The sequence below is a fragment of the Streptomyces sp. NPDC001922 genome (assembly GCF_042891165.1).
In the GTDB taxonomy this organism is placed as follows: Bacteria; Actinomycetota; Actinomycetes; order Streptomycetales; family Streptomycetaceae; genus Streptomyces.
Genome location: NZ_JBIASV010000018.1, coordinates 73,237 through 95,253, shown reverse-complemented (window position 1 = coordinate 95,253; position 22,017 = coordinate 73,237). Strand labels below are relative to the sequence as shown.

Below are 22,017 nucleotides of genomic sequence, written 5' to 3'. Positions count from 1 at the left end.
TCACGCACCCCGCTCGGAGCGCGGGCCGGGCAACAGGGACAGCAGGCCGCCGGCCCGCCAGATGCGCTGGACGAACGGGCCCGGCGGGTCGAGCGGGAGCTCCTGCCCCCCGTCGGTCGTCATCCGCGCCTGCCCGGGGCTGACGTCGACCCGCATGCCCGCGCGCAGCACTCCCAGGTCCTGCGCGCGGGCGAAGGTGAGGCAGGGTATGCCGTTGTTCGTGCAGTTGCGGAAGAAGATCCTCGCGAAGTCGACCGCGACGATGGCACCGATCCCGTTCAGCTTGAGCGACCGTACCGAGGTCTCACGGCTGGAGCCGCACCCGAAGTTGCGGCCGCCGACGAGGACGTCCCCGGGGCGGAGGCTGGGCTGGATGTCGGGGTCGAGGCCGTGGAAGAGGCCCCGTTTCACCTTCTCCTCGTCGAGGCTGAAGAACTGCGGGGGGTGGATGACGTCGGTGTTGAGGTCGTCGCCGAACAGCCACACCCGGCCGTTGATCGTGGTCATGCTCCGGGACTCCCTGCCTCGTACAGATCGGGGCTGATGTGCCCGGCGAGCGCCGCGCGCGCCACGGTGCGGGCACTCGCCAGGTAGGTACGGCTCTCCCAGTGGCCCATCCGCCCACGGAAGTTGCGGTTGGACGTGGAGACGCACACGTCGTCGGCGCCCAGGACGCCCTTGTCGATCCCCCCGCACGGTCCGCAGCTCGCATGGTTGAAGATGGCGCCCGCGTTCGTCAGCGTCGTGACGTAGCCGGCCTGCAGCGCCTGCTGGAACACCCGGACCGAGGCGGGTATGACGACGAACCGGACGTTCGGGTGCACGGTCCTGCCCTCGACTTCCTCGGCCGCGTCCCGGATGTCGGTGAGCCGGCCGCTGGAGCAGGACCCCAGGAAGGCGACGGACACGGGTTTCGTCTCGATGTCCCGGACCGGCACCACGTTCCCCGGCGACCAGGGCTTGGCAATCCGAGGGGCCAGCGTGGACAGATCGATGTCCACGGTCCGCTCGTACCGCGCGTCGGGATCCGGTACGACGAGCTCGGGCCGGTGACCGTCGCGCTCGGTGCAGTAGGCGGCCGTCACCTCGTCGGGCACGAACACGCCGAACTTCGCACCGAGTTCCACGGCCATGTTGGAGATCGCGAAGCGGTCGTCCTGGCGGAGCGGAGTGTCCGCGAGGTCGTGGAACTCCAGGGAACGGTACTGCGCACCGCTCTCCCCCAGCAGGCGGAGCAGTTCCAGGATGATGTCCCGGCCGTTGCTGTGCCGGCCGAGCGCGCCGTGGAACCGGACGCGTACGGTGGCGGGCCGCTGCATCCAGGTCGTGCCGGTGGCCAGCGTGTAGAGGATGTCGGTGGAGCCCATACCGGTCGCGCACGCACCGATGCCGCCCGCCATGATGGTGTGGCTGTCGGCTCCGACGATCAGACTGCCGGGTGTGCACAGTGGGTTCTCCACGAGCAACTGGTGGCAGATGCCCCGGTCGAGCATGAGGTGGGTGACGTTCTCCTCCCGCGCGAAGCGCAGGAACTTGTTGGAGATGTCCGCGCGCTCGATGGTCGCCGGCGGGGAGAAGTGGTCGTTGGTGAAGATCACTCGGTCGCGGTCCCAGATCTGCAGACCGCGGCGCTTGAACTCGTCCACCAGGAGCGCGATGGTGGCATCGTGGCCGAGCAGCGCGTCGACCCGTACTTCGCGGTACAGCCCGGTGTCGGTGGGGTCGACGGTGTGCGCGTCGATGATCTTGTCGCTGATGGTGCGGCCGTGCCCGCTCATCGCTCCACCTGCCTGTCGGTTGACGGCTGATCGCGGTATCGCTCGATCAGCCGTGCCGGGTCGTAGCCCGAGAGCAGCCTGCGGTACGTCGCCCGGACGTCGGTGTGAGCCTGTCCGTGTGCGGCCTTGTCCCGCCGCTCGACCGCGTCCCTGACCTCGCCCAGCGCACGGGCCACCAGTGCGTCGTCGCACCGCAGGCCGGCGGAGGCGAAGAGGTGGCGTACCAGTGACGTGCCGCTGTGCTTCCCGAGGACGTATTCGCTGCGCCGGCCCGTCCAGGCGGCCGGCAGGAACTCGTAGCTGCGGTTGTCCTTGAGCATGCCGTCGACGTGTACGCCCGACTCGTGCCGGAAGACGTTGAACCCGGTCACCGGCTTGATCGGACTGGTGGCGACGCCGCTCGCCCGCTCCACGTCGGCGGACAGCGCGGGAAGGGCCAGCGGATCGACGCCGTGCTCGACTCCGTACAGATGGGTCAGGGCCGCCACGCACTCGGCGAGGTCGGCGTTCCCGGCGCGTTCCCCCAGGCCGTTGACCGTGCAGGTGATCGCCCGCGCGCCCGCGGAGACTGCCGCGAGGGTGTTCGCCGTGGCCAGACCGAAGTCGTTGTGGTTGTGCGTGCAGAGGGTGATCTCGTGGTCCAGGGCGTGGTCGACACGGTGTATCAGCTGCTGCATGGTGGCCGGGTGGGCACACCCGGTGGTGTCCGCCAGGACCAGCCGGCGCACCGGGACGTGCCGGCGGAGCTCGACGGCCGTGTCGATCAACTGCCGCGGGTCGGTGCGCGTCGCGTCCTCGAAGACCAGGTTGACTCCCAGGCCGCCTGCGGCGGCGGCCTCCGCTCCCGACCGGAACACGGCCGCGGCCTGGTCGCGGGTGATGCCCAGGGTCTCCTTCAGCCGGAGGTCGCTGGTCGGCATGAACAGGAACACCTCGTCCGCGTACGCCTTCACCGCAGCGGCGACGTCCTGGGGAAGGGGACGGGCCGTTGCCGCGATGGACGCGCTCAGGCCCAGGTCGTGCATGGCCTGCATCGCTTCCAGTTCGCTGCCGGACGAAGCGGGGAATCCCGCGTCGAGGGCCGAGACGCCCGCATCCGATAAGGCCGTGGCCAGATCCAGCTTTTCCTGTGTGGTGAACCAGACGCCCGGTGCCTGTTCACCGTCGCGCAGGGTGCAGTCGATGACCTCCACCGACGCCGGAAGGTGGGGGTGGAGCTCTTGTGCCTCTCGTGCTGTTTCCATCATTTCTCGTCACAACATCCTTTGCTGAGGGGCTGTTGCAGATATCCGCGCTTCCTGGTGCATCTCGATGTCGCACCAGCGCAGCAGCAGGGACAGACAGGGCATGCCGTCGTGCCTCCAGACGACGCTGGGACTCGCCATCCGCCCGGGTTCGCTGATCCGGCAGGCGCCCAGCCGTCCGAGCGCCGAAGCCAGCGTCCGGAACGCGTCGCCGGTCGCACCGAGTCCGACGTTCTGCAGCCGGGAGGCGATCGGGCGCAGCGCGCGCAGGGTGTCCTCCGTGCCGCCGACCGGCACCACCCCGACGACGCGGTTTCCCGACCCCTGGACCGAGAGCAGGTCCGGGGCCACGGTGACGGTCCAGTCGAGGCCGGGGGCACGCCAGAAGCCGCCCTCCGGGGTGTTCGCCGCGGTCCAGGCCATGCTCGCCCGGCGCATCTGCAAGGCCGCCGCGTCCGCCGGCCGCAAGGAGCCCAGGGGGCAGTCCGCCGCGTACTCGGCCATGGCGTCCGCGATCGCTCCGGCGACGTCACGCGGGCTGGAGTCGCCGCGTTCGACCAGGTAGGCCTGGGGAGCGATGCAGGCGTGCTGGTTGAAGGCGGATGCGTCGTCGGCGATCCGCCGGGCCACTTCCCGCAGTCCCACGGTGGTGAGGTAGGCCTGCGTCAGGACGCCCACCGAGACCTTGTGCCCGTGCTCGATGTAGCGCTGGTGCGGCTGCACCTGGGCCCGGACGGCCGCGCACGCCTCGTCGCTGCCGTAGGCGATCACGGCATCCGCCTGTTCCGTCGCGTCCCGCAGGGCGGTGCGGTCGTCACTCGGCCAGTAGGTGACGACCACGGCGTCGGCCAGCACGGGGTTCACCTCCGCGAGGGAGCGCAGGAAGTGCACGGCGAACGAGGGCTCACCGCCGGCCACCTTGAGGAGTACCGCCGACTTGACGAGAAGCGCGCGCACGATGGACAGCGCCGGCAGCCCCGGGACGTTCCCGCTGCACACCGCCATGGTCACCCGGGGCCCCAGGGCGAGCGTGTGACCGCCCAGCTCGGGGTCCTCCCGGAAGCCCTCCAGGACTCCGGGGTCGCCCAGCTCGCGGCGCAGGACGCTGTGGAGCGTCTCGGCACGGTAGTTGCCGAGTTCGACGTCGAGGCTCCGGTCGACGGCTTCGGGGGAGAACCCGGTGGCGGCGACGATGTCCTCTCGCGCCCGGACCCGGTGCCCGAACGCGCGGTCGGCCCACCGGGAGCACGTCTCGTCGAGGGCGTCGACGATCCGGGCGACCGGCAGCGCCCGCAGGGACTCGTGCGCCGCGCGCAGCCCGTCCCCCAGGGACCGCCACTCCCCGGCCTTGGGCCTCAGGCCGTAGTACCGGCCGGGAAGGTCGTCGCCGACGGTGGCACGCTCCAGGGCACCGGCGTCGAGCCACCGCGGAAGCCACGCGACACAGCGCTGCTCAGACATGGGTCCCCCGCTCCGTGGTGATCTCGTCGAGCGCCAGTGAGCAGCCGCGCGGACGCCCCTGGGCCACCCGGCCGATGACGGCCGCCCCGCCCGGGCCCGCGAGTCCCCAGTCCCCGGTGAGTACCGCGCAGGGGCGGTCCAGCACGCACAGATCGACCACTTCCAGCAGTCCGACGCCGCTCTCGAGGAGCGACAGGTCGCCGGGTGAGCGCACCTGTGCCCGCACGAACGCTTCGGCTGCCCTGGGCCGCTCGCCCGAGGGGCCGGCCGGCGTGTCCTCTCCGTCGTAGAGCTGACTGGCCAGCTCCGTCATACCGAACAGATTGGAGTGGCCGTCAGGGTCGATGCCGAACACCTCGGCGGCCATCGTCCGGATTTCGTCAACGGTCACCCGGCGGCTCCGCTTGTGACCGCCGGCGTCCACCAGACGTGAACCGGACGGCAGCACCCAGGACCTTCCCCGTTCTTCCTGCATCGACTGGCAGAGGTTGACGAAGACCGACGTGGCACCGATGAGTACGACGGGCCGCTGCTCCGCCACCGAGCGGTCCAGGAGATCGTGCAAGGTGGGACGGTCCACCCCGGGACTCCCCACCACACAGCCGCTGAGCTCCGGGTCTCCGAACCGGCGGGCGATCAGTTCCATGCCGTGGGCCATGATCATGCCGGGGGCCGCCTGCTCCGCCGGGACCAGTCGGATCACGGCCGGTTCGTCCAGACCCCGCATGATGTGACGCCCGGCGTTCGCCAGGATGGACATGTCCATGAGTTCCATGCCGCGCCGGCTGTACGCGACCCGGCCTGTTCCGGTGCCCGTGGTGTTGCTGGTCCGAAAGATCCGCACCGGCTCCTCGTCGGGGAAGAGGTACGGCGGGTTCGCCTTGTACGCGGTGTCCGGAACCCCCAGCCCCTCCTGGTGGGAACTCCAGTAGGCGGCGGTTGCCGCGGAATTCGTCCGCGCCAGTAATCGAAGGCGGGACTCCACCTGCTGTGCGTCAGCGGATTCTCCGCTGATGAGCCGCCCGATGTCCTCGTACAGTTCGTCGACGAATGCATCGTGATAGGAGATGCGCGTTGTTGTGCTGTGCCATGACACGGTGGTGCTCCCCCGTTTGTTCGGTCACCGAGATCCTCGATGACTGGTGCAGCGACGAGACCCCGCACGATGAGGCGGGCCGAGTCGGCGCCCGGGCCTCACCGCACGAGAGCCGTCGCTCATTCCTCGGCGAGTTCCACTCCGACCAGGCGCGTCGAGCGCCTGCTGTTCCGGACGTCCTGCGGAACCGTCCTCAGCGCTGAACCGAGGTCGAAGGAGAGCGGATCGATGTCTTCCGGGCGAAGCTCGAGCCCCTGCCGCAGCGCCGCTCCCCGCATGAGTTCCACCGTCACCTGCTCCAGGGTGCGGAAGTTTTCGTGAAAGCGTTCCCGCAGATCCGAAGGGTCGTCGGGCAGGAGCAGCTCGACATTGAGCCGGTGGAACAGTGGTGCGCTCAGGTCGATGAACGCCATGGCGTCCACGGTCCCGTCGTCCACCTCGGCCCATGCGCGGAAGAACCGCTGCATGCGCTGGGCCACCTCTTGGTACCGCTGCCAGGGTGCCCCCAGCGATGCCATGAAGGCCGGATCGAGGATCGCTCCGCTGGTGAACAGCAGGCTGTTCACGCCGAAGTAGGACAACGTGTCCCAGACGACTTTCGCCGCCCATACCTGCGCGTTGCCCATCAGGGCGTACTGCTGCTGCCAGGTGGCCAAGGCTCCCTTGAAGGAGCCGAGATAGGCGCGGTCATGGCTCTCGGCCCGCTGTCCGATGTCCTCCCCGTCCAGCTCCCGCACCACCAGATCGGTGATGTACGAGTTGCCCAGGCCGATGTAGTCGCCGCCCGGCGAGTAGAGGGGGTCGAGGAAGACGCCGGCCTCGCCGGCCAGACACCAGCGCTCGGCGGAGAAGACCTGCTGCGCACCGTGAGCGAAGTGCCGCAGCACGTGGAAGTCCTGGAGCAGGTCCTGTGACTCCGCCACGTCCCGTGCCACCTCCGGCTCGTTCTCGTGCAGCCAGGCCAGGGCCCGTTCGAACCTGTTGATGGTCTGAAAGGGCACGAATCGCTCGTCCGCCACGATGCCCACGCTCGTGGAACCGGAGGCGAGGGGTATCAGCCACGTCCAGTAGCCCGGGCCCATGAGGTGGTTGGTGCTCTGCCAGCGGTTGCCCTCGACCCGGGCCAGCCACGACTTCCTGGCCTCAGGATCCGTCGGTGCCGCGACCGCGCCGTCGAACTGCTCGAGGTCGATCCTCTTGGCGACGCGGAACCACACGGCGTTGACGTCGTGGTCGACGGTCTCCCGCAGCCCCAGCTTCTGCTTGAGGAGACCACGTCGGCCGGTGGCGTCGACGACCCATCGGCCGACAACGCTCCGGTGCCGGGAGTCCTGCAGGAGGACGCGATGACCGTCGCGGCCGAGCTCGACGTCCTCGATCCGCGTGCCCTCGAGCAGCGTGGCTCCCGCGGCGCGCACGCGGTCCGCGAGTTCGTTCTCGAAGCGCCCGCGGTCGATCTGGTAGGTCCACGTGGGAAGCGAGCGGGAGATCCCGACCTCGAGACGGGGCACGATGTCCTCGTTGCCCGCGTGGGGGCCGAAGAACCGCAGGCCCTCCTTGCGGAGCTGAGCGGACTTGAGATGGTCCTTGAGCCCCAGGACGGTCTCGAAATAGTGGGCCGATGCCTCCACGGTCGATTCCCCCACCTTGTGCGCGGCCTCGGGGAGAGGGAAGGTCGCACGCTCGACGATGACGACTCCGGTGCGGGGGCGCTCCCGGAGGATCTGGAGCGCGCAGGTGAGCCCGGCGAGGCCGCCGCCGAGGACGACGACATCGGTGGTCAGCTCCGTGCCCGCGTCACGGTTGGGGTGTTGTTCCGTACTCACGTGACCTGCAGCCTTTCGCTGGAAAAGGGGGAGGGAATCGCGGCAGCCATGTGCCATCGTGTCCGGCCTACGGTTTGCGCGCGGTCAGCACAGCGTTTGCGCCGACCGATTGCACCGGAACCGTGTGCGGCCCGACGAAACCGGCCTCAGCGGCCCAGCGGGAATATTCGGAGGCCGTATAGGCGCGGCCCTCGGTCTCGATGAGCTGGGCAAGCCCCATCAGCGCTGCCAGGGGAGGACCTGTCTGCTCCTCGTTGACGAAGTATCCGGCGATGACCAGGAGGCCGCCCGGCGCGAGGGCGTCGAAGGACTTCTGCAACAGCAGCTTGGCGTCGTCCTCGCGCCAGTCGTGCAGGACATTGCTGAAGGTGTGCACGTCATGACCTTCGGGAAGGGCTGGGTCCTGGAAGAAATCTCCGCCGACGGTGGAAATCCTCCCGGTCAAGCCCGCAGCCTCGACCTTGTGCTGGGCGATGCCGGTGACGAACGGCAAGTCGTAAACGCTCGCCTGCAGGTCGGGGAAGGCCCGGCACAGCGTGATGGCCAGTGCGCCCGACCCCCCGCCCACATCGAGCAGGCTCCTGCTTCCGCTGAGGTCGACAGCAGCTGACAGCGCCTCCCCGGTGAAGGAGGACAGGGTGTGCATGGACTCCCAGAACGTGTCGACCACGTCAGGATTCCGGCTCTGGAACAGGGATGTGTCGTGGTCGGTGTCCCAGGTGACGGGCCGATTGGCGCGCACCGCCTCCGTGAGCCGCCCCCAGGCCGCATAGAGGCGACGGTCGAGCATCGTGATGAGCCCACCGAAGTGATGCGGCTTTCCGGGAACCAGATAGGCCTCGGCCAGGGGACTGTTGTGGTACAGATTCCCCGTCTTCTCCAGGAGGCCGAGCGACGCACAGCCGGTCAATAACATGCGCGCCGGGCGTTCATCGATGTCGCAGTACTCGGCGAACTCCTGAAAGGTCATCCCAGGCGTACCGGACAGCCGGGCGAACAGGTGCAGTTCGTAGGCGGTTGCCAGCGTTTTGAACGCCCAGTATCCCGTTGACAGTTCGAAGAGTGGTGCTGGTGAAGGCATGGCTTCGGTCATGGCGGGGGCTACTCCTGTCGGGTGACGGACCGGATCCCAGGTGAGGGAGCAAGGCCTCGTGCGGTGGACGCCCCCTCGGGGGGCCTCGACGCCAGGGGTGTCTCAGCGCGTGGTCGCGGCGGGCACAGGGGAGAAATCGATCAGGACCTGCTGCGGGCCGCGCGTGACGAAGCCCACGTCCCGGGGGACGAATCCGGGAGAGAGCCGCAGCTCGGGGAGCGTCCGGAACAGGACCCGAAGAGCGGTGGTGATCTCCATGTGGGCGAGGGAGGCGCCGATGCAGAAGTGCCGTCCGGAACCGAACGCCAGATGCTGGGCCGCGCCCGCGAACGCCCGGTCCGCCTCGGCGTCTTCCCGGAACACGTCGAAGGTGTCCGGCGAGCGGAATCGCGCCGGGTCCCGGTTCGCCGCCCCGACGAGCAGGAAGACCAGAGCTCCCTTCGGCACGGTGCCGCCGGACAGGGTGACGTCCGCGCGGGTCTCGCGGGTGATGACCTGCACGGGAGGAGTGAGTCTCAGGGTCTCCGCAAGAGCTCTGTCCATCAGCGAATCGTCGGCGGAGACCGCCTGTCCGAGGCGGTTCTGCAGCAGGTGGCGGACGGTCAGGTTCAGCGCCTTCTCGGTGGTCTCACCGCCGGCCGCGAGGAGCACGAGCCCGAAACTCTTGATCATGTCGTCGTCCATCCGGGCCCCGTCGACCTCGCTCGTGCACAGCAGCGAGATGAGGTCGTCGCCCGGGTCGGCGCGGCGGCGCCGGATCTGCTCGTCCAGGAACTCCGCGAGCTCCGCACCGGCCTCCAGGCCCGCGCGTGACACCTCCGGGTTCCGTTCGAAGTTGCCGCTGTAGTCCACGATGGCGCGGTACCACCGCCGGAAATCGTCGTGGTCCTCGGAGACCCCCATCAGCCGCATGATGACCTTGACGGGAAGGCGTCGAGCGAAGTGCTCCGCGAAGTCGACCGAACCGTCGGCTGCGAAGGCCTGAACGAGTTGTCGTGCGGATGTCTCGACAGAGGACGAGATGCGCTCGGTCAGCCGCTTCCGGTGGAATGCCGGTGAAATGAGCCGGCGGTGGCGTGCGTGTTCCTCTCCGTCCATGGCCATGAGGCTGCGGTGCACGAGGGGCCGTAACTGATCGTCCCAGCTCCGGCTGGAGAAGACGTCGGCTTCGCGGAAGGCACGCGTCACATCCTCGTACCTGCTGATGATCCAGGCGTCCAGCCGGTCGTCGTAAAGGAGCGGGAAGTTCCTGCGAAGGGATTCGAAAGTCGGATAGGGGGAGCGTTGGAACTCTTCGGACAGCAGGTCAGGAGTGGCAGGTTGCACGTGTGACATGGACCCCCCGGATTCCACTGACGACACGGGACCACGGCATTCACCGCGCCCGCTTCGAACCACAGGACAGAGTTTCTTCTACGCGTCTGCTGCACCACCGATACCTGGAAGCCGTGAACAGGCGCATCATGCACCCCGCACGGGAGTTACCCGTTCCGGTTCCCGAGCGGGAACATGCGACGTTTCTGTTGCGACAGGAGCCGACATAGGGGAGGACGTATAGAGGGCGTGGATGGTTCCCGTCGCCGTGACAGGAGTTGTATTGAGATGTCCCTGCCGGGTCCGCGAAGAGGCGGGATCAGGCCCCTCGCTACGCAATGGCAATCCCGCACAAGGACCGTACTCAATGATCACACGCTGGACAACCCTTCATTTCCGTAGCGGGATCTTCCGGATGAAGTTTCATGCACCATCGATCGCTGATCATTCCCGACCGCTGCCCGCAAGGGCATAGGAGGAAACCTGCCGGCTCACCGTTCCCGCACAGCTGCTGACTCCTGCGCGGGGTGCCCCGCAGACCGTTCCGGGGCGGTGCGGCCAAGCCTCCCAACGGCTCGGGCGGTTACCGGGGTTGTCGCGGAGGTGTCCCGGACGCCGAGTCGGAAGCATCACACCGGGGAGTCCTTGACGAGCCCGATATCGCCGACCTCCCGGACGCCCGGGGCGACCGGGGCCGGGCGCAGCGCGAGGCGGTTCAGGAGGCGCTGCCCGTCCTGCTGCCGCTGCTGGAGGACGACGACAAGTCCGTGCGGTGGGCCGCCGGGGAACTCCAGCGGATCTGCGCCGAGCCGACCGCGCAGTGACCGTCGCGCCGCCCGGCGGAGCCACCGGCTCCGCCGGGCGGCGCGGGCCGTGCAGTGGCAACCACACCGAGAGCGGGCCGTTCCGACCGGCACCGACCGCGAGCGCCGTTCCCCTCTGCTGGGAGCAGCGCTCGCGGTCGGTGCCGGTCGACGGATCCGGTGGCCGTATCACTCCTCCCGCGCACCGTGGAGTTCGGAGCGGAAGGCCGCCGCACGGGCCGCATGGTCCGGGCGGCGGCGGATCCCCGCCCACGCGATGCCGAGGACGACGAACCAGACCGGTGTCACCAGCAGGGCCCGCAGCGTGTCGGCTTCCTGGGTCAGCGCCCAGATGAGGAACACGAAGAACGCGAGCACGACGTAGCACATGGCGATGCCGCCGGGCATCCTGAACGCCGACGCCTCGTGCAGGTGCGGACGGCGCCTGCGGTACACGAGGTAGCTGATCAGGATGATCGACCAGACGAAGATGAACAGCACGGCGGACACGGTGGTCACCAGGGTGAACGCCTCGATGATCGAGTCGTCCATGGCGACCATGACCACACCGGCGAGCAGGAACACTCCGGAGAGGAACAGGGCGTTGGCCGGTACCTTCCTGGCGGTGAGCCGGCCGAAGCGCGCCGGGGCGTCGCCCTCCCGGGCCAGCCCGTACACCATCCGCGAGGTGGAGTAGATGCCCGAGTTCGCGGACGACGCGGCCGAGGTCAGCACCACGAAGTTGATGACCGACGCGGCGATCCCCAGCCCGGCGAGGGTGAACATCACGACGAACGGACTGCGGTCCGCGCTGATCTCGCGCCAGGGCGTGACCGAGATGATCACGATCAGCGCGACGACGTAGAACAGCATCACGCGCACCGGAATCGAGTTGATCGCCTTGGGCAGGTTCCGTTCCGGGTTCTCCGCCTCGGCCGCGGTGGTGCCGACCAGCTCGATGCCGACGAAGGCGAACGTCGCGATCTGGAATCCCGCGACGAACCCCATGGGACCGGTGGGGAAGAACCCGCCGTCGTTCCAGAGGTTGGAGAAGCTTGCCGCGGCACCGCCGGGAGCCTGGAAGTGACCGAACACCATGACCAGCCCGACGACGATCAGCGCCAGGATCGCGACGATCTTGATCAGCGCGAACCAGAACTCGGTCTCGCCGAACGCCTTCACGGTGGGAAGGTTCAGGGCGATCAGCAGGATGACGGCGGCCAGGGCCGGTATCCACAGCGCCAGGTCGTGCCACCAGTAGGACACATACCCGGAGATGGCGATGACGTCGGCGATGCCGGTGACGATCCAGCAGAACCAGTACGTCCAGCCGGTGAAGAAGCCCGCCCACGGCCCCAGCAGGTCGGCCGCGAAGTCGGCGAAGGACTTGTAGCGCAGGTTGGAGAGCAGCAGCTCGCCCATCGCCCGCATCACGAAGAAGAGCATCACGCCGATGATCATGTAGACGAAGATCACCGAGGGGCCGGCCAGCGAGATCGTCTTGCCCGACCCCATGAACAGGCCGGTTCCGATCGCACCGCCGATGGCGATGAGCTGGATGTGCCGGTTGGACAGTTGGCGGGAGAGGTGCTGTTCGCCCTCGGGCGAGGGCGTCGGTCCGGCTGCCGGCCGGGCCGGCCCGGTGGTCGAGCCGGTGTCACTGCTGTCAGGCATGGGCAAACCTCGCGGAACTCACACCCCGTACGGGCACGGGGCAGGGGGTGTCTCGGAGCATGGCCACGCGCCCACAGGGTGGGGCGAGCGGGCAGGGTGGGGCTGCGCGCGGACCTGCGGCAGCCGACCGGAACGGTGTCGGTGCGCTGAACGGGCCACAGATGCGGAACGGGCCCGCAGAGGCTGAACCGGCCCACGGAGCAGGCCGACGATCAGCCCGGAAACCGGCAGGTGGGCGGTGGTCAGGGGAGAGGCGGCGGGAGAGCCATCAGGGGCTCCTCGAAAGTCGAGCACGGGCAGGGGCCCGTGCGGCCGAGTGAGCCTCCCCCTCTGTCATGAGCCTGAGAGCTTCGCCGCGCTGAGCGCGGCTTGCACCGTCGGCGAGGCGCGTCGGCGCCTGCTTTCCAGAGTTGCCTGACCGGGCGGTAGGGATGCCTGAGAGATTCCGGGGAGGTGTTGCTCCTTCGGCGACCGGATCTGGCTGATCCAGTGCTCTCCCGCTCCGGGGTGAACGGCGATGTGCGGTGAGGCTAGGTCCCCGTCGGCGACCGGTCAAGGGTCCGGCCGAACGCTGGACACTACTTCCGAGTAGCCCGGCGCTCGCCCGTGCCGAGCAGCGTTTGTGCAGCTCAGGGCGCACATCCTGAGCCGGTCCCGTGACCGGCCGCGTCCACCGAGCAGACTCTTGACGGCGGTGTTCCGGTGCCCGTACGTTGCCTCCGGAAAGACCCGACAACCACATACACCGCTGACGATTCTGCGCGGGAGAGCTCACGTCATCCGATGACGTGGCGCCGAAGGAGCAAATCCTCCCCGGAAACTCTCAGGCCTCGATACCGCGTGGCGGAGGCGGACTCTGGAAAGCAGGCGTTCACGCGCCTCGCCCACGGTGCAAGCCGCGGACATCCCCGCGGCGAAGCTCTCAGGCCCATGACAGAGGGGGAGGCTCACTCGCCGCACGGGCTCCTGCCCGTGCTCGACCCGAGGACGTCTCCATGGCTGCCGTATCCCTGTCGCCGCTCCGGCCGACGACCACACCCGGATCACCTGCGTCACTGCCGCGGCCGTGGCGTCCGGCCCGGTCCCGCCCCTGACCGTGCACGCCGTCGTCGGCCCGGTCCAGCTTGTCCGTGGGGCCCGTCCGACGGCCGGTGTGACCCGGCCGTCACCAGGGCCGTCAGGGCGCTGACCGCCCCGACGCCGCCATCCTCCCGGCCTCACCGCCGGGCGCACAACTCCACATCGCGCTGTTCGAACCGAAGCGGGAGAGCCCTCGCCCACCCTGGCGGGGCGCCGAAGGAGCAACTCTCCCCAGAATCTCTCAGGCCCAACTACCGCTTCGGCGAGGCGACTCTGGAAAGACAGGACGCCATGTCCTGCGCCCACGGTGCAAACCGCCGGACCCGGTGGTGAAGCTCTCAGGTACCGATGACAGAGCGGGGAGGCCGCCCGTCCACGGCACCGCGATCGCGGTGCCCCCACAGGGAGCCTCCCACCATGACCTTTCCCGAGCCCTCCGCGTCGGGTGCGTTCGTCACCCGTCACATCGGTGTCGACGACGCCGACCGCACCAAGATGCTGGCCGAAGTCGGCTACCCGACGCTCGCCGCCCTCATCGACGCCGCTGTCCCGAGCGGCATCCGGAGCACGACCGACCTGAACCTGCCCCCAGCCGCCACCGAGGACGAGGCCCGCTCCGAACTGCAGGAGCTCGCGGGCCGGAACACCGTGGCCGTCCCGATGAACGGACTGGGGTACCACGCGACCACCACACCCGCGGTGATCCGGCGCAACGTGCTGGAGGACCCGTCGTGGTACACCGCCTACACGCCCTACCAGCCGGAGATCAGCCAGGGCCGGCTCGAAGCACTGATCAACTTCCAGACCGTGGTCGGAGACCTCACCGGACTGCCGACCGCCAACGCGTCGCTGCTCGACGAGGGCACGGCGGTCGCCGAGGCCGTCACGGTCATGCGCCGCGTCGCCGGCAAGGGCCGCCCGCGCGTCCTGGTCGACCGCGACACCCTGCCGCAGACCCTCGACGTCCTGCGCACGCGTGCCGCCGCGGTCGGCGTCGAGGTCGTCGGGATCGACGTCACCGAACCGCTGCCGGAGGACGACTTCTTCGGAGTGGTGCTGTCCTACCCCGGCTGCTCGGGAGCCGTCCGCGACCTGCGCCGGGTGACCGCCGCGGCGCGGGAGCGCGGGGCGCTGGTCACGGTGGCCGCCGACCTGCTGGCGCTCACGCTGCTCGTGCCGCCGGGTGAGTACGGCGCCGACATCGTCGTGGGCTCGTCCCAGCGGTTCGGTGTCCCGCTGTTCTACGGCGGGCCGCACGCTGGCTACATCGCGGTCCGCGAAGGGCTCGAACGCCACCTGCCCGGCCGGCTCGTGGGCGTCTCGGTGGACAGCGCCGGCCGGCCGGCGTACCGCTTGGCGCTGCAGACCCGTGAGCAGCACATCCGCCGCGACAGGGCGACCTCCAACATCTGCACGGCGCAGGTCCTGCTCGCCGTGGTCGCCTCGATGTACGCCGTGTACCACGGCCCCGACGGCCTGACCGCGATCGCCCGACGGACGCACCGGCACGCCACGCGCATCGCCGCGGGTCTGCGGGACAGCCGGATCACGGTGGTGCACCGGGAGTTCTTCGACACCCTGCTCGTGCGGGTCCCCGGCCGCGCCGAGGAGATCGTCGCGGCGGCGCACGACCAGGGGCTGCTCCTGCGGCTGGTGGACGGCGACCACGTCGGCGTCTCCTGCTCCGAGGTCACCTCGCGCGACCATGTCCGGCACGTACTCGCCGCCTTCGGCGCGGTGGGGGACGAGGCGGACGGGCCGGTGGCCGACGCTCCGACGGCGCTTCCGGAGGACCTGCGGCGCACATCCCCCTTCCTCACCCACCCGGTCTTCCACCGGCACCGCTCGGAGACCGCGATGCTGCGCTATCTGCGGAAGCTCTCCGACCGTGACGTCGCGCTGGACCGCGGGATGATCCCGCTCGGGTCCTGCACGATGAAGCTCAACGCGACCACGGAGATGGAGCCCATCAGTTGGCCGGGCTTCGCCGACCTGCACCCCTTCGCACCCCTCACCGACGCCGCCGGGTACCTGGCCCTGGTCGAACAGCTGGAGACCTGGCTGGCCGAGGTCACCGGGTACGCCAAGGTCTCCGTCCAGCCCAACGCCGGCTCGCAGGGCGAGCTCGCCGGCCTGCTGGCGATCCGCCGCTACCACGAGGCCAACGGCCGGGCCGGGCGCGATGTGTGCCTGATCCCGGCCAGCGCACACGGCACCAACGCCGCTTCAGCCGCCATGGCCGGGATGCGCGTCGTCGTGGTGGCGTCGCGGCCCGACGGCACGGTCGATCTCGACGACCTCGCGGCGAAGTGCGCGCAGCACTCCGACGACCTGGCCGCCATCATGGTCACTTACCCCTCCACGCACGGCGTCTACGAGGACGGCATCACCCGGCTCTGCGAACTGGTGCACGCGCACGGCGGACAGGTCTACGTCGACGGCGCCAACCTCAACGCGCTGCTCGGCGTCGCCAGGCCCGGCGATTTCGGTGGCGATGTGTCCCACCTCAATCTGCACAAGACGTTCTGCATCCCGCACGGTGGCGGCGGGCCGGGGGTCGGCCCGGTCGCGGTGGCCGCACACCTCGCGCCGCACCTGCCCACCCACCCGCTGCACCCCGACACCGGGCGCCGCGACGGGATCGGGGCGGTGAGCGCCGCACCGTTCGGCAGCGCCGGCATCCTGCCGATCCCGTGGGCCTACATCCGGATGATGGGCGCGGAGGGGCTGACCGAGGCCACCCGGACGGCCGTGCTGAGCGCCAACTACGTGGCCCGCCGCCTCGCGCCGCACTTCCCCGTGCTCTACGCCGGGGAGTCGGGCCTCGTCGCGCACGAGTGCATCCTCGATGTGCGCCCCCTCACCGCCGCCACGGGGGTCACGGTCGACGACATCGCCAAGCGGCTCATCGACCACGGCTTCCACGCGCCGACGATGAGCTTCCCGGTCCCCGGCACGCTGATGGTCGAGCCGACGGAGAGCGAAACCCTCGCCGAACTGGACCGCTTCTGCGAGGCGATGATCGCCATCCGCGCGGAGATCGACCTGGTGGACCAGGGGGTCTGGTCCCTGGAGGACAGCCCGCTGCGGCAGGCGCCGCACACCGCCGCCGCGATCGCCGGCGAGTGGACCCGCGCCTACTCGCGCGAGCGGGCCGCCTTCCCGGCGGGCGTCACGTCCGACAAGTACTGGCCGCCGGTCGGCCGGGTCGACCAGGCGCACGGCGACCGCAACCTGGTCTGCTCCTGCCCGCCTCCCGAAGCGTTCGCGTCCTGACGGTCACCGCCCGAGTCCTGAACCGGCCGGTCACGGTCCGAATCTCGTCCCGACCGGTCACGGTCCCGTCCCGTCCCGGCCGGTCACGGTCCGAAGAGGAACCACCATGTCGAAGAAGACACCCCTGCACGCCCTCCACGCGGAACTCGGTGCGACATTCACCGACTGCGCCGGCTGGTCCATGCCCCTGCGCTACACCTCCGAGCGCGCCGAGCACCTCGCCGTACGGACCACCGCCGGCCTCTTCGACCTCACCCAGCTGGGAGAGGTCGAGGTGTCCGGCCCCGAGGCGGGGCGAGCCCTCGACCACGCCCTGACCGGGCAGCCGTCGAGGATCGCCGTCGGCCGCGCTGACCACTCCCTGCTGCTCCACGAGACCGGTGGAGTCCTCGACGGCCTCGTCGTCCACCGCCCGGCCGAGACGCGCTATCTCATCGTTGCCAACGCCGGAAACGCGATGGTCGTGCTCTCCCAACTGCGCGACCGGGTCGACGGCTACGCCGTCACGGTCCGGGACGCGTCCGGAGACCGGGTCCTGATCGCGGTCCAGGGCCCGGCGTCCCCGGCGATCGTCGGCGAAGTGGCCGACAGGGACGTGGTGTCGCTGGAGTGCAACGCCATCACCCCGGCACGCCTGGCCGACCGTGAGGTGCTGCTCGCCCGCACCGGCAGCACTGGCGGCACTGGCGGCACCGGCGAGGACGGCTTCGAGATCCGTTGCCGCCCCGCGGACGCCGAGGCCCTCTGGCGTGCCCTCAGCGCGGCGGGCACAGGGCACGGACTCCTCCCCTGCGGCCTGGCCAGCCGTTACACGCTGCGTCTGGAGGCCGGGACACCGTCGTGCGGGCGGGAACTCACCGCCCGTGCCACGCCGTTCGAAGCGGGACTGGGCGGTCTCGTGACGTTCGGGAAGCCCGGCGGGTTCGTCGGCGAGGCCGCTCTGGCCGCCCGTCGCGAGCAGGGCCCGACCCGCGTGCTGGTCGGGCTGGCCTCGACCGGCCGACGCGCTCCGCGCACCGGCTGCGCCGTCCTCGCCCCGGACACCGGTGAGCACATCGGCGAGGTCACCTCGGGCGCACTGTCGCCCACCCTCGGGCACCCCGTGGCCCTGGCCTACGTGCAGACCGACCGCAGCGCTCCCGGCACCGAGGTGCTGGTCGACATCAGGGGCGGCCACGAGCACGCCCGCGTCGTCGAGCTGCCCTTCCACCGCCGCCCGGCCTGATCACCACACGGCCCTGGTCACCACACGGCCCTGGTCACCACACGGCCTGATCACCACACAGCTGGTCACCACCACACAGCCTGATCACCACCACAGGAGAACAGACCATGAGCCTGCCACCCGACCTGATGTACACCCGCGACCACGAGTGGATCGCGAGCGAGGGCGACGTGTCGACCGTCGGCGTCACCGCCCACGCCTCCGACGCGCTCGGCGACGTCGTCCACCTCGACCTGCCCGCCGTCGGCGCGACGATCACGGCCGGCGAGGCGTGCGGCGAGATCGAGTCGACCAAGTCCGTCAGCGACCTGTTCGCTCCCGCGGACGGCGAGGTCGTCGAGATCAACGAAGCCGCCGTGGCCGACCCCGGCCTGGTCAACTCCGGCCCGTTCGGAGCCGGCTGGCTGTTCCGGATGCGGATCACCGGTACGCCGGACCTGCTGGACGCCACCGCCTACGCGGCACTCATGGAAGGAGCGTGACATGTCGATCCTCGACCGTCGGCTCGCCGACCTGGACCCGGAGGTCCACACCGCCGTCCGCGCCGAGCTGCGGCGCCAGCAGAGCACGCTGGAGATGATCGCCAGCGAGAACTTCGCACCGGTCTCGGTCATGGAGGCGCAGGGCTCGGTCCTGACCAACAAGTACGCCGAGGGCTACCCGGGCCGCCGCTACTACGGGGGATGCGAGCACGTCGACGTCATCGAGCGGCTCGCCATCGCCCGGATCACGGCGTTGTTCGGCGCGTCCTTCGCCAATGTGCAGCCGCACTCCGGTGCCCAGGCGAACGCCGCCGCGATGACGGCGCTGATCCAGCCGGGAGACACCATCCTGGGCCTGGACCTCGCGCACGGCGGGCACCTCACCCACGGCATGCGCATCAACTTCTCCGGCAAGCTCTACAGGACCGTCGCCTACCACGTCTCCGCGGAGGACAACCGCGTCGACCTGGCCGAGGTCGAGCGGCTGGCCACGGAGCACCGGCCGCAGCTCATCATCGCGGGCTGGTCGGCCTACCCCCGGCAGATGGACTTCGCCGCCTTCCGGCGGATCGCGGACCGGGTGGGCGCGTACCTGATGGTCGACATGGCGCACTTCGCCGGTCTGGTCGCCGCGGGCCTGCACCCCAACCCGGTGCCGTACGCCGACGTGGTCACCACGACCACCCACAAGACCCTCGGCGGGCCGCGCGGCGGAGTGCTGCTGACCAACCGTCAGGACGTGGCGAAGAAGGTCAACAGCGCGGTCTTCCCCGGCCAGCAGGGCGGGCCGCTGGAGCATGTGATCGCGGCGAAGGCGGTCGCGTTCAGGATGGCGGCCGAACCGGCCTTCCGCCGGCGTCAGGAGCGGACCCTCGCGGGCGCCCGGATCCTCGCCGAACGACTGAGCGCTCCCGATGTCGCGGACGCGGGTGTGTCCGTGCTGTCCGGTGGCACCGACGTCCACCTGGTCCTGGTCGACCTGCGGGACTCGGAACTCGACGGGCAGCAGGCGGAGGACCGCCTGCACGACATCGGCATCACGGTCAACCGCAACGCCGTACCGAACGACCCCCGCCCGCCGATGGTGACCTCGGGGCTGCGGATCGGTACACCGGCACTGGCAGCCCGCGGCTTCGAGGAGGCCGCGTTCGCCGAGGTCGCCGACATCATCGCCGAGGCCCTCAAGCCGGCGTACACCCCGGGCCTCGCCGCCGAGCTGCGGGCCCGGGTGGCAGAGCTCGCCGACGCCCACCCGCTGTACCCGGAGCTGTGACATGAGCGACGCCCTCACCCCCACCGCCTCGCCGGACGGCCGCAAGCTGCTGCGGCTGGAGGTGCGCAACAGCCGGACCCCGGTCGAGCGCAAGCCCGAGTGGATGAGAACCCGGGTGCGCATGGGGCCGCAGTACACCGCGCTGCGCGCACAGGTGCAGGCCGAAGGGCTGCACACCGTGTGCCAGGAGGCCGGCTGTCCGAACATCTTCGAGTGCTGGGAGGACCGCGAGGCCACCTTCCTCATCGGCGGTGACCAGTGCACCCGGCGCTGCGACTTCTGCCAGATCGACACCGGCAGGCCACAGGCGCTGGACCGCGGGGAACCGCGCCGGGTGGCGGAGTCGGTCGCCTCGATGAAGCTGCGGTACGCCACGATCACCGGGGTGGCCCGCGACGACCTGCCCGACGGCGGCGCATGGCTGTACGCGGAGACGGTCCGGCAGATCCACGCGCTGAACCCGGGCACCGGGGTGGAGAACCTCATCCCGGACTTCGGCGGTGACGCCGCGCTGCTGACCCAGGTATTCGAGTCCCGCCCGGAAGTCCTGGCCCACAACGTGGAGACGGTGCCACGGATCTTCAAACGGATCCGGCCCGCGTTCCGCTACGACCGGTCGCTCGCCGTGCTCACCGCCGCGCGGGAGTTCGGCCTGGTCACCAAGTCGAACCTGATCCTGGGCCTGGGGGAGACCCGCGCCGAGATCTCCAACGCCCTGTCCGACCTGCACGCCGCCGGCTGCGACCTGATCACCATCACCCAGTACCTGCGCCCCTCGGCACGGCACCACCCGGTGGACCGGTGGGTCCGCCCCGAGGAGTTCGTCGAACTCCGGGAAGAGGCCGAGGAGATCGGTTTCGCGGGAGTGCTGTCCGGGCCGCTGGTCCGGTCCTCCTACCGCGCCGGCCGGCTCTACCAGCAGGCACGCGAGAAATGAGGAGCCACTCGTGTCCATGACGGTGGTCCCCTCCGGAGGTACGTCGTCGTACCCGGAGGCCCGGACTCCCAAGCCCGCTCGTCCGCAACCCGACCACGACTTCGTCCTCACTCTCTCCTGCCCCGGCCGGGCGGGTCTCGTCCACGCCGTCAGCGGCTTCCTCGTCCGGCACTCCGGCAACATCCTCGAAAGCCGGCAGTTCGACGACCGGCGGCAGGACCGCTTCTTCATGCGCGTGCACTTCGACGTCTCCGATCCGAACACCACGCTGGAACAGCTGCGTTCGGGGTTCGGGCCGGTGGCGGAGGCGTGGGGCATCAGCTGGCAACTGCACCACGCGTCGACTCCCACCCGCACGCTGATCATGGTGTCGCAGTACGGCCACTGCCTGAACGACCTGCTCTTCCGCGCGGGCACGGGCACCCTGAACATCGACGTCCCGGCGATCGTCTCCAACCACCGCGACATGGAACCGCTCGCCGCGTACCACGGCATCCCCTTCCACCACATCCCGGTGACACCGCGGACCAAGGACGACGCCGAGGCGCGGCTGACGGAGCTGACCGACGAACTGGACGTCGACCTGGTGGTGCTGGCCCGCTACATGCAGATCCTCTCCGGCGACCTGTGCAAACACCTCGACGGCCGGGCCATCAACATCCACCACTCCTTCCTGCCGGGCTTCAAGGGCGCCAAGCCCTACCACCAGGCCCACGCGCGCGGCGTGAAGCTGGTCGGCGCCACGGCGCACTACGTCACCCCGGACCTCGACGAGGGCCCGATCATCGAACAGGACGTCATCCGCGTCGACCACGCACACGACCCGGACCACCTGTCCACCGTCGGCCGGGAGGTCGAGGCCCAGGTGCTGGCCCGCGCGGTCGCATGGCACACCGAGCACCGCGTGATGCTCAACGGCGACCGCACCGTCGTCCTCCGCTGAACCGGCACCCGGCGCGGCGCTTCACCACACCCACGCCGTGCCCGCCCGTCCTTTCGGTGACAGGGCGAACGGTCGGGGGCGCCCCCAGCAGGGCTCCCCGGCCCTGCCTCCTCCCCACTCCCTTGAGAAGACCGGAAAGAGCACACCATGAACCAGCACTTCGACGTTCTCGTCATCGGTGGCGGCCCCGGCGGCTACGTCGCCGCCATCCGGGCCGCACAACTGGGCAAGAAAGTCGCCCTGGTGGACAAGGAGCGCCCCGGCGGTGTGTGCCTGAACTGGGGCTGCATTCCGACCAAGGCGATGCTGCGCTCCGCCGAGGTCCTGGAGACCGTACGCGGCGCCGGAGAGTTCGGTGTCCTGGCCGACGATGTGCGGCTGGACTACTCGACGGTCCTCCAGCGCAAGGACCGCATCGTGCGCACACTGACGGACCAGTGATCACTGTGGCGCACATCACGTGATGCTGGTGATGTATTTGCGGCATATTCGCCTCTATGTACCTTCGCTGC

17 protein-coding genes and 4 riboswitches are annotated in these 22,017 nt (G+C 69.8%); of the genes, 8 read left to right on the top strand and 9 right to left on the bottom strand.

All coding sequences use genetic code 11. The features are described 5' to 3' along the window. From ACFYYR_RS29305 to ACFYYR_RS29270, 8 genes are all read right to left on the bottom strand, one after another. Window positions 1-507: a 3-isopropylmalate dehydratase gene (locus ACFYYR_RS29305; RefSeq protein WP_388860075.1), complete on the bottom strand. Its 507-nt coding sequence runs from the start codon at window positions 505-507 to the stop codon at window positions 1-3. Then, entirely contained in the window at window positions 504-1,778 is a 1,275-nt protein-coding gene (locus tag ACFYYR_RS29300; RefSeq protein ID WP_388860072.1) for an aconitase/3-isopropylmalate dehydratase large subunit family protein, read from the bottom strand. The genes ACFYYR_RS29305 and ACFYYR_RS29300 overlap by 4 nt, the downstream gene beginning before the upstream one ends. Next, window positions 1,775-3,022, bottom strand: a complete 1,248-nt coding sequence (locus ACFYYR_RS29295) for a LeuA family protein (protein ID WP_388860069.1) — start codon at window positions 3,020-3,022, stop codon at window positions 1,775-1,777. Before ACFYYR_RS29295 ends, ACFYYR_RS29300 begins: the two co-directional genes overlap by 4 nt. Window positions 3,023-3,031: 9 nt before the next feature. Continuing rightward, window positions 3,032-4,483 carry an acyl-CoA reductase gene (locus ACFYYR_RS29290; protein WP_388860066.1) on the bottom strand — a complete coding sequence of 484 codons (1,452 nt, stop codon included), beginning with the start codon at window positions 4,481-4,483 and terminating at the stop codon, window positions 3,032-3,034. Further along, window positions 4,476-5,579, bottom strand: coding sequence for a hypothetical protein (locus ACFYYR_RS29285; protein WP_388860063.1), 1,104 nt, complete (start codon window positions 5,577-5,579; stop codon window positions 4,476-4,478). Before ACFYYR_RS29285 ends, ACFYYR_RS29290 begins: the two co-directional genes overlap by 8 nt. A 119-nt stretch (window positions 5,580-5,698) precedes the next feature. Then, the gene (locus tag ACFYYR_RS29280; protein WP_388860060.1) at window positions 5,699-7,405 is read right to left on the bottom strand and encodes an NAD(P)/FAD-dependent oxidoreductase; all 1,707 of its coding nucleotides are present in this window, start codon (window positions 7,403-7,405) and stop codon (window positions 5,699-5,701) included. A gap of 67 nt (window positions 7,406-7,472) precedes the next feature. Then, window positions 7,473-8,498, bottom strand: a complete 1,026-nt coding sequence (locus tag ACFYYR_RS29275; RefSeq protein WP_388860057.1) for a methyltransferase — start codon at window positions 8,496-8,498, stop codon at window positions 7,473-7,475. 102 nt (window positions 8,499-8,600) lie between these two features. After that, entirely contained in the window at window positions 8,601-9,833 is a 1,233-nt protein-coding gene (locus ACFYYR_RS29270) for a cytochrome P450 (protein WP_388860054.1), read from the bottom strand. Window positions 9,834-10,339: 506 nt separating this feature from the next. On the opposite strand from ACFYYR_RS29270, the gene ACFYYR_RS29265 reads away from it, so the two are divergent. After that, window positions 10,340-10,636: a HEAT repeat domain-containing protein gene (locus tag ACFYYR_RS29265; RefSeq protein ID WP_388860051.1), complete on the top strand. Its 297-nt coding sequence runs from the start codon at window positions 10,340-10,342 to the stop codon at window positions 10,634-10,636. 168 nt (window positions 10,637-10,804) lie between these two features. Here ACFYYR_RS29265 and cycA read toward each other — a convergent pair whose 3' ends face one another. Next, window positions 10,805-12,289: a D-serine/D-alanine/glycine transporter gene (cycA, locus tag ACFYYR_RS29260; protein ID WP_388860048.1), complete on the bottom strand. Its 1,485-nt coding sequence runs from the start codon at window positions 12,287-12,289 to the stop codon at window positions 10,805-10,807. A 323-nt stretch (window positions 12,290-12,612) separates the two neighbouring features. Beyond that, a riboswitch (glycine riboswitch) is annotated at window positions 12,613-12,702 on the bottom strand. After that, window positions 12,703-12,799, bottom strand: a riboswitch (glycine riboswitch). 242 nt (window positions 12,800-13,041) lie between these two features. Beyond that, window positions 13,042-13,138, top strand: a riboswitch (glycine riboswitch). A 403-nt stretch (window positions 13,139-13,541) separates the two neighbouring features. Next, a riboswitch (glycine riboswitch) is annotated at window positions 13,542-13,636 on the top strand. A gap of 150 nt (window positions 13,637-13,786) precedes the next feature. On the opposite strand from cycA, the gene gcvP reads away from it, so the two are divergent. The 7 genes from gcvP to ACFYYR_RS29225 all read left to right on the top strand — a co-directional run bounded on the left by gcvP (window position 13,787) and on the right by ACFYYR_RS29225 (window position 21,946). Further along, window positions 13,787-16,645 carry an aminomethyl-transferring glycine dehydrogenase gene (gcvP, locus tag ACFYYR_RS29255; RefSeq protein WP_388860045.1) on the top strand — a complete coding sequence of 953 codons (2,859 nt, stop codon included), beginning with the start codon at window positions 13,787-13,789 and terminating at the stop codon, window positions 16,643-16,645. Window positions 16,646-16,751: 106 nt separating this feature from the next. Further along, on the top strand, window positions 16,752-17,870 hold the full coding sequence (gene gcvT / locus ACFYYR_RS29250; protein ID WP_388860042.1) for a glycine cleavage system aminomethyltransferase GcvT: 1,119 nt from the start codon (window positions 16,752-16,754) through the stop codon (window positions 17,868-17,870). 107 nt (window positions 17,871-17,977) lie between these two features. After that, complete coding sequence (gcvH, locus tag ACFYYR_RS29245; protein WP_388860039.1) at window positions 17,978-18,352, top strand: glycine cleavage system protein GcvH; 375 nt, start codon at window positions 17,978-17,980, stop codon at window positions 18,350-18,352. Between the two features lies 1 nt (window position 18,353). Then, window positions 18,354-19,625 carry a serine hydroxymethyltransferase gene (gene glyA / locus ACFYYR_RS29240; RefSeq protein WP_388860036.1) on the top strand — a complete coding sequence of 424 codons (1,272 nt, stop codon included), beginning with the start codon at window positions 18,354-18,356 and terminating at the stop codon, window positions 19,623-19,625. Window position 19,626: 1 nt separating this feature from the next. Next, complete coding sequence (lipA, locus tag ACFYYR_RS29235) at window positions 19,627-20,562, top strand: lipoyl synthase (protein WP_388860033.1); 936 nt, start codon at window positions 19,627-19,629, stop codon at window positions 20,560-20,562. A gap of 16 nt (window positions 20,563-20,578) precedes the next feature. After that, the gene (gene purU, locus ACFYYR_RS29230; RefSeq protein WP_388860184.1) at window positions 20,579-21,505 is read left to right on the top strand and encodes a formyltetrahydrofolate deformylase; all 927 of its coding nucleotides are present in this window, start codon (window positions 20,579-20,581) and stop codon (window positions 21,503-21,505) included. A 147-nt stretch (window positions 21,506-21,652) separates the two neighbouring features. After that, window positions 21,653-21,946, top strand: coding sequence for an FAD-dependent oxidoreductase (locus tag ACFYYR_RS29225; protein WP_388860030.1), 294 nt, complete (start codon window positions 21,653-21,655; stop codon window positions 21,944-21,946). Window positions 21,947-22,017: the final 71 nt, after the last annotated feature.

Excerpts from the sequence above, each read along its gene's own strand:
- ACFYYR_RS29305 (WP_388860075.1), bottom strand. The coding sequence starts at position 507 with ATGACCACGATCAACGGCCGGGTGTGGCTGTTCGGCGACGACCTCAAC.
- ACFYYR_RS29300 (WP_388860072.1), bottom strand. The coding sequence starts at position 1,778 with ATGAGCGGGCACGGCCGCACCATCAGCGACAAGATCATCGACGCGCAC.
- ACFYYR_RS29295 (WP_388860069.1), bottom strand. The coding sequence starts at position 3,022 with ATGGAAACAGCACGAGAGGCACAAGAGCTCCACCCCCACCTTCCGGCG.
- ACFYYR_RS29290 (WP_388860066.1), bottom strand. The coding sequence starts at position 4,483 with ATGTCTGAGCAGCGCTGTGTCGCGTGGCTTCCGCGGTGGCTCGACGCC.
- ACFYYR_RS29275 (WP_388860057.1), bottom strand. The coding sequence starts at position 8,498 with ATGACCGAAGCCATGCCTTCACCAGCACCACTCTTCGAACTGTCAACG.
- ACFYYR_RS29270 (WP_388860054.1), bottom strand. The coding sequence starts at position 9,833 with ATGTCACACGTGCAACCTGCCACTCCTGACCTGCTGTCCGAAGAGTTC.
- cycA (WP_388860048.1), bottom strand. The coding sequence starts at position 12,289 with ATGCCTGACAGCAGTGACACCGGCTCGACCACCGGGCCGGCCCGGCCG.
- gcvP (WP_388860045.1), top strand. The coding sequence starts at position 13,787 with ATGACCTTTCCCGAGCCCTCCGCGTCGGGTGCGTTCGTCACCCGTCAC.
- gcvT (WP_388860042.1), top strand. The coding sequence starts at position 16,752 with ATGTCGAAGAAGACACCCCTGCACGCCCTCCACGCGGAACTCGGTGCG.
- gcvH (WP_388860039.1), top strand. The coding sequence starts at position 17,978 with ATGAGCCTGCCACCCGACCTGATGTACACCCGCGACCACGAGTGGATC.
- glyA (WP_388860036.1), top strand. The coding sequence starts at position 18,354 with ATGTCGATCCTCGACCGTCGGCTCGCCGACCTGGACCCGGAGGTCCAC.
- lipA (WP_388860033.1), top strand. The coding sequence starts at position 19,627 with ATGAGCGACGCCCTCACCCCCACCGCCTCGCCGGACGGCCGCAAGCTG.
- purU (WP_388860184.1), top strand. The coding sequence starts at position 20,579 with ATGACGGTGGTCCCCTCCGGAGGTACGTCGTCGTACCCGGAGGCCCGG.
- ACFYYR_RS29225 (WP_388860030.1), top strand. The coding sequence starts at position 21,653 with ATGAACCAGCACTTCGACGTTCTCGTCATCGGTGGCGGCCCCGGCGGC.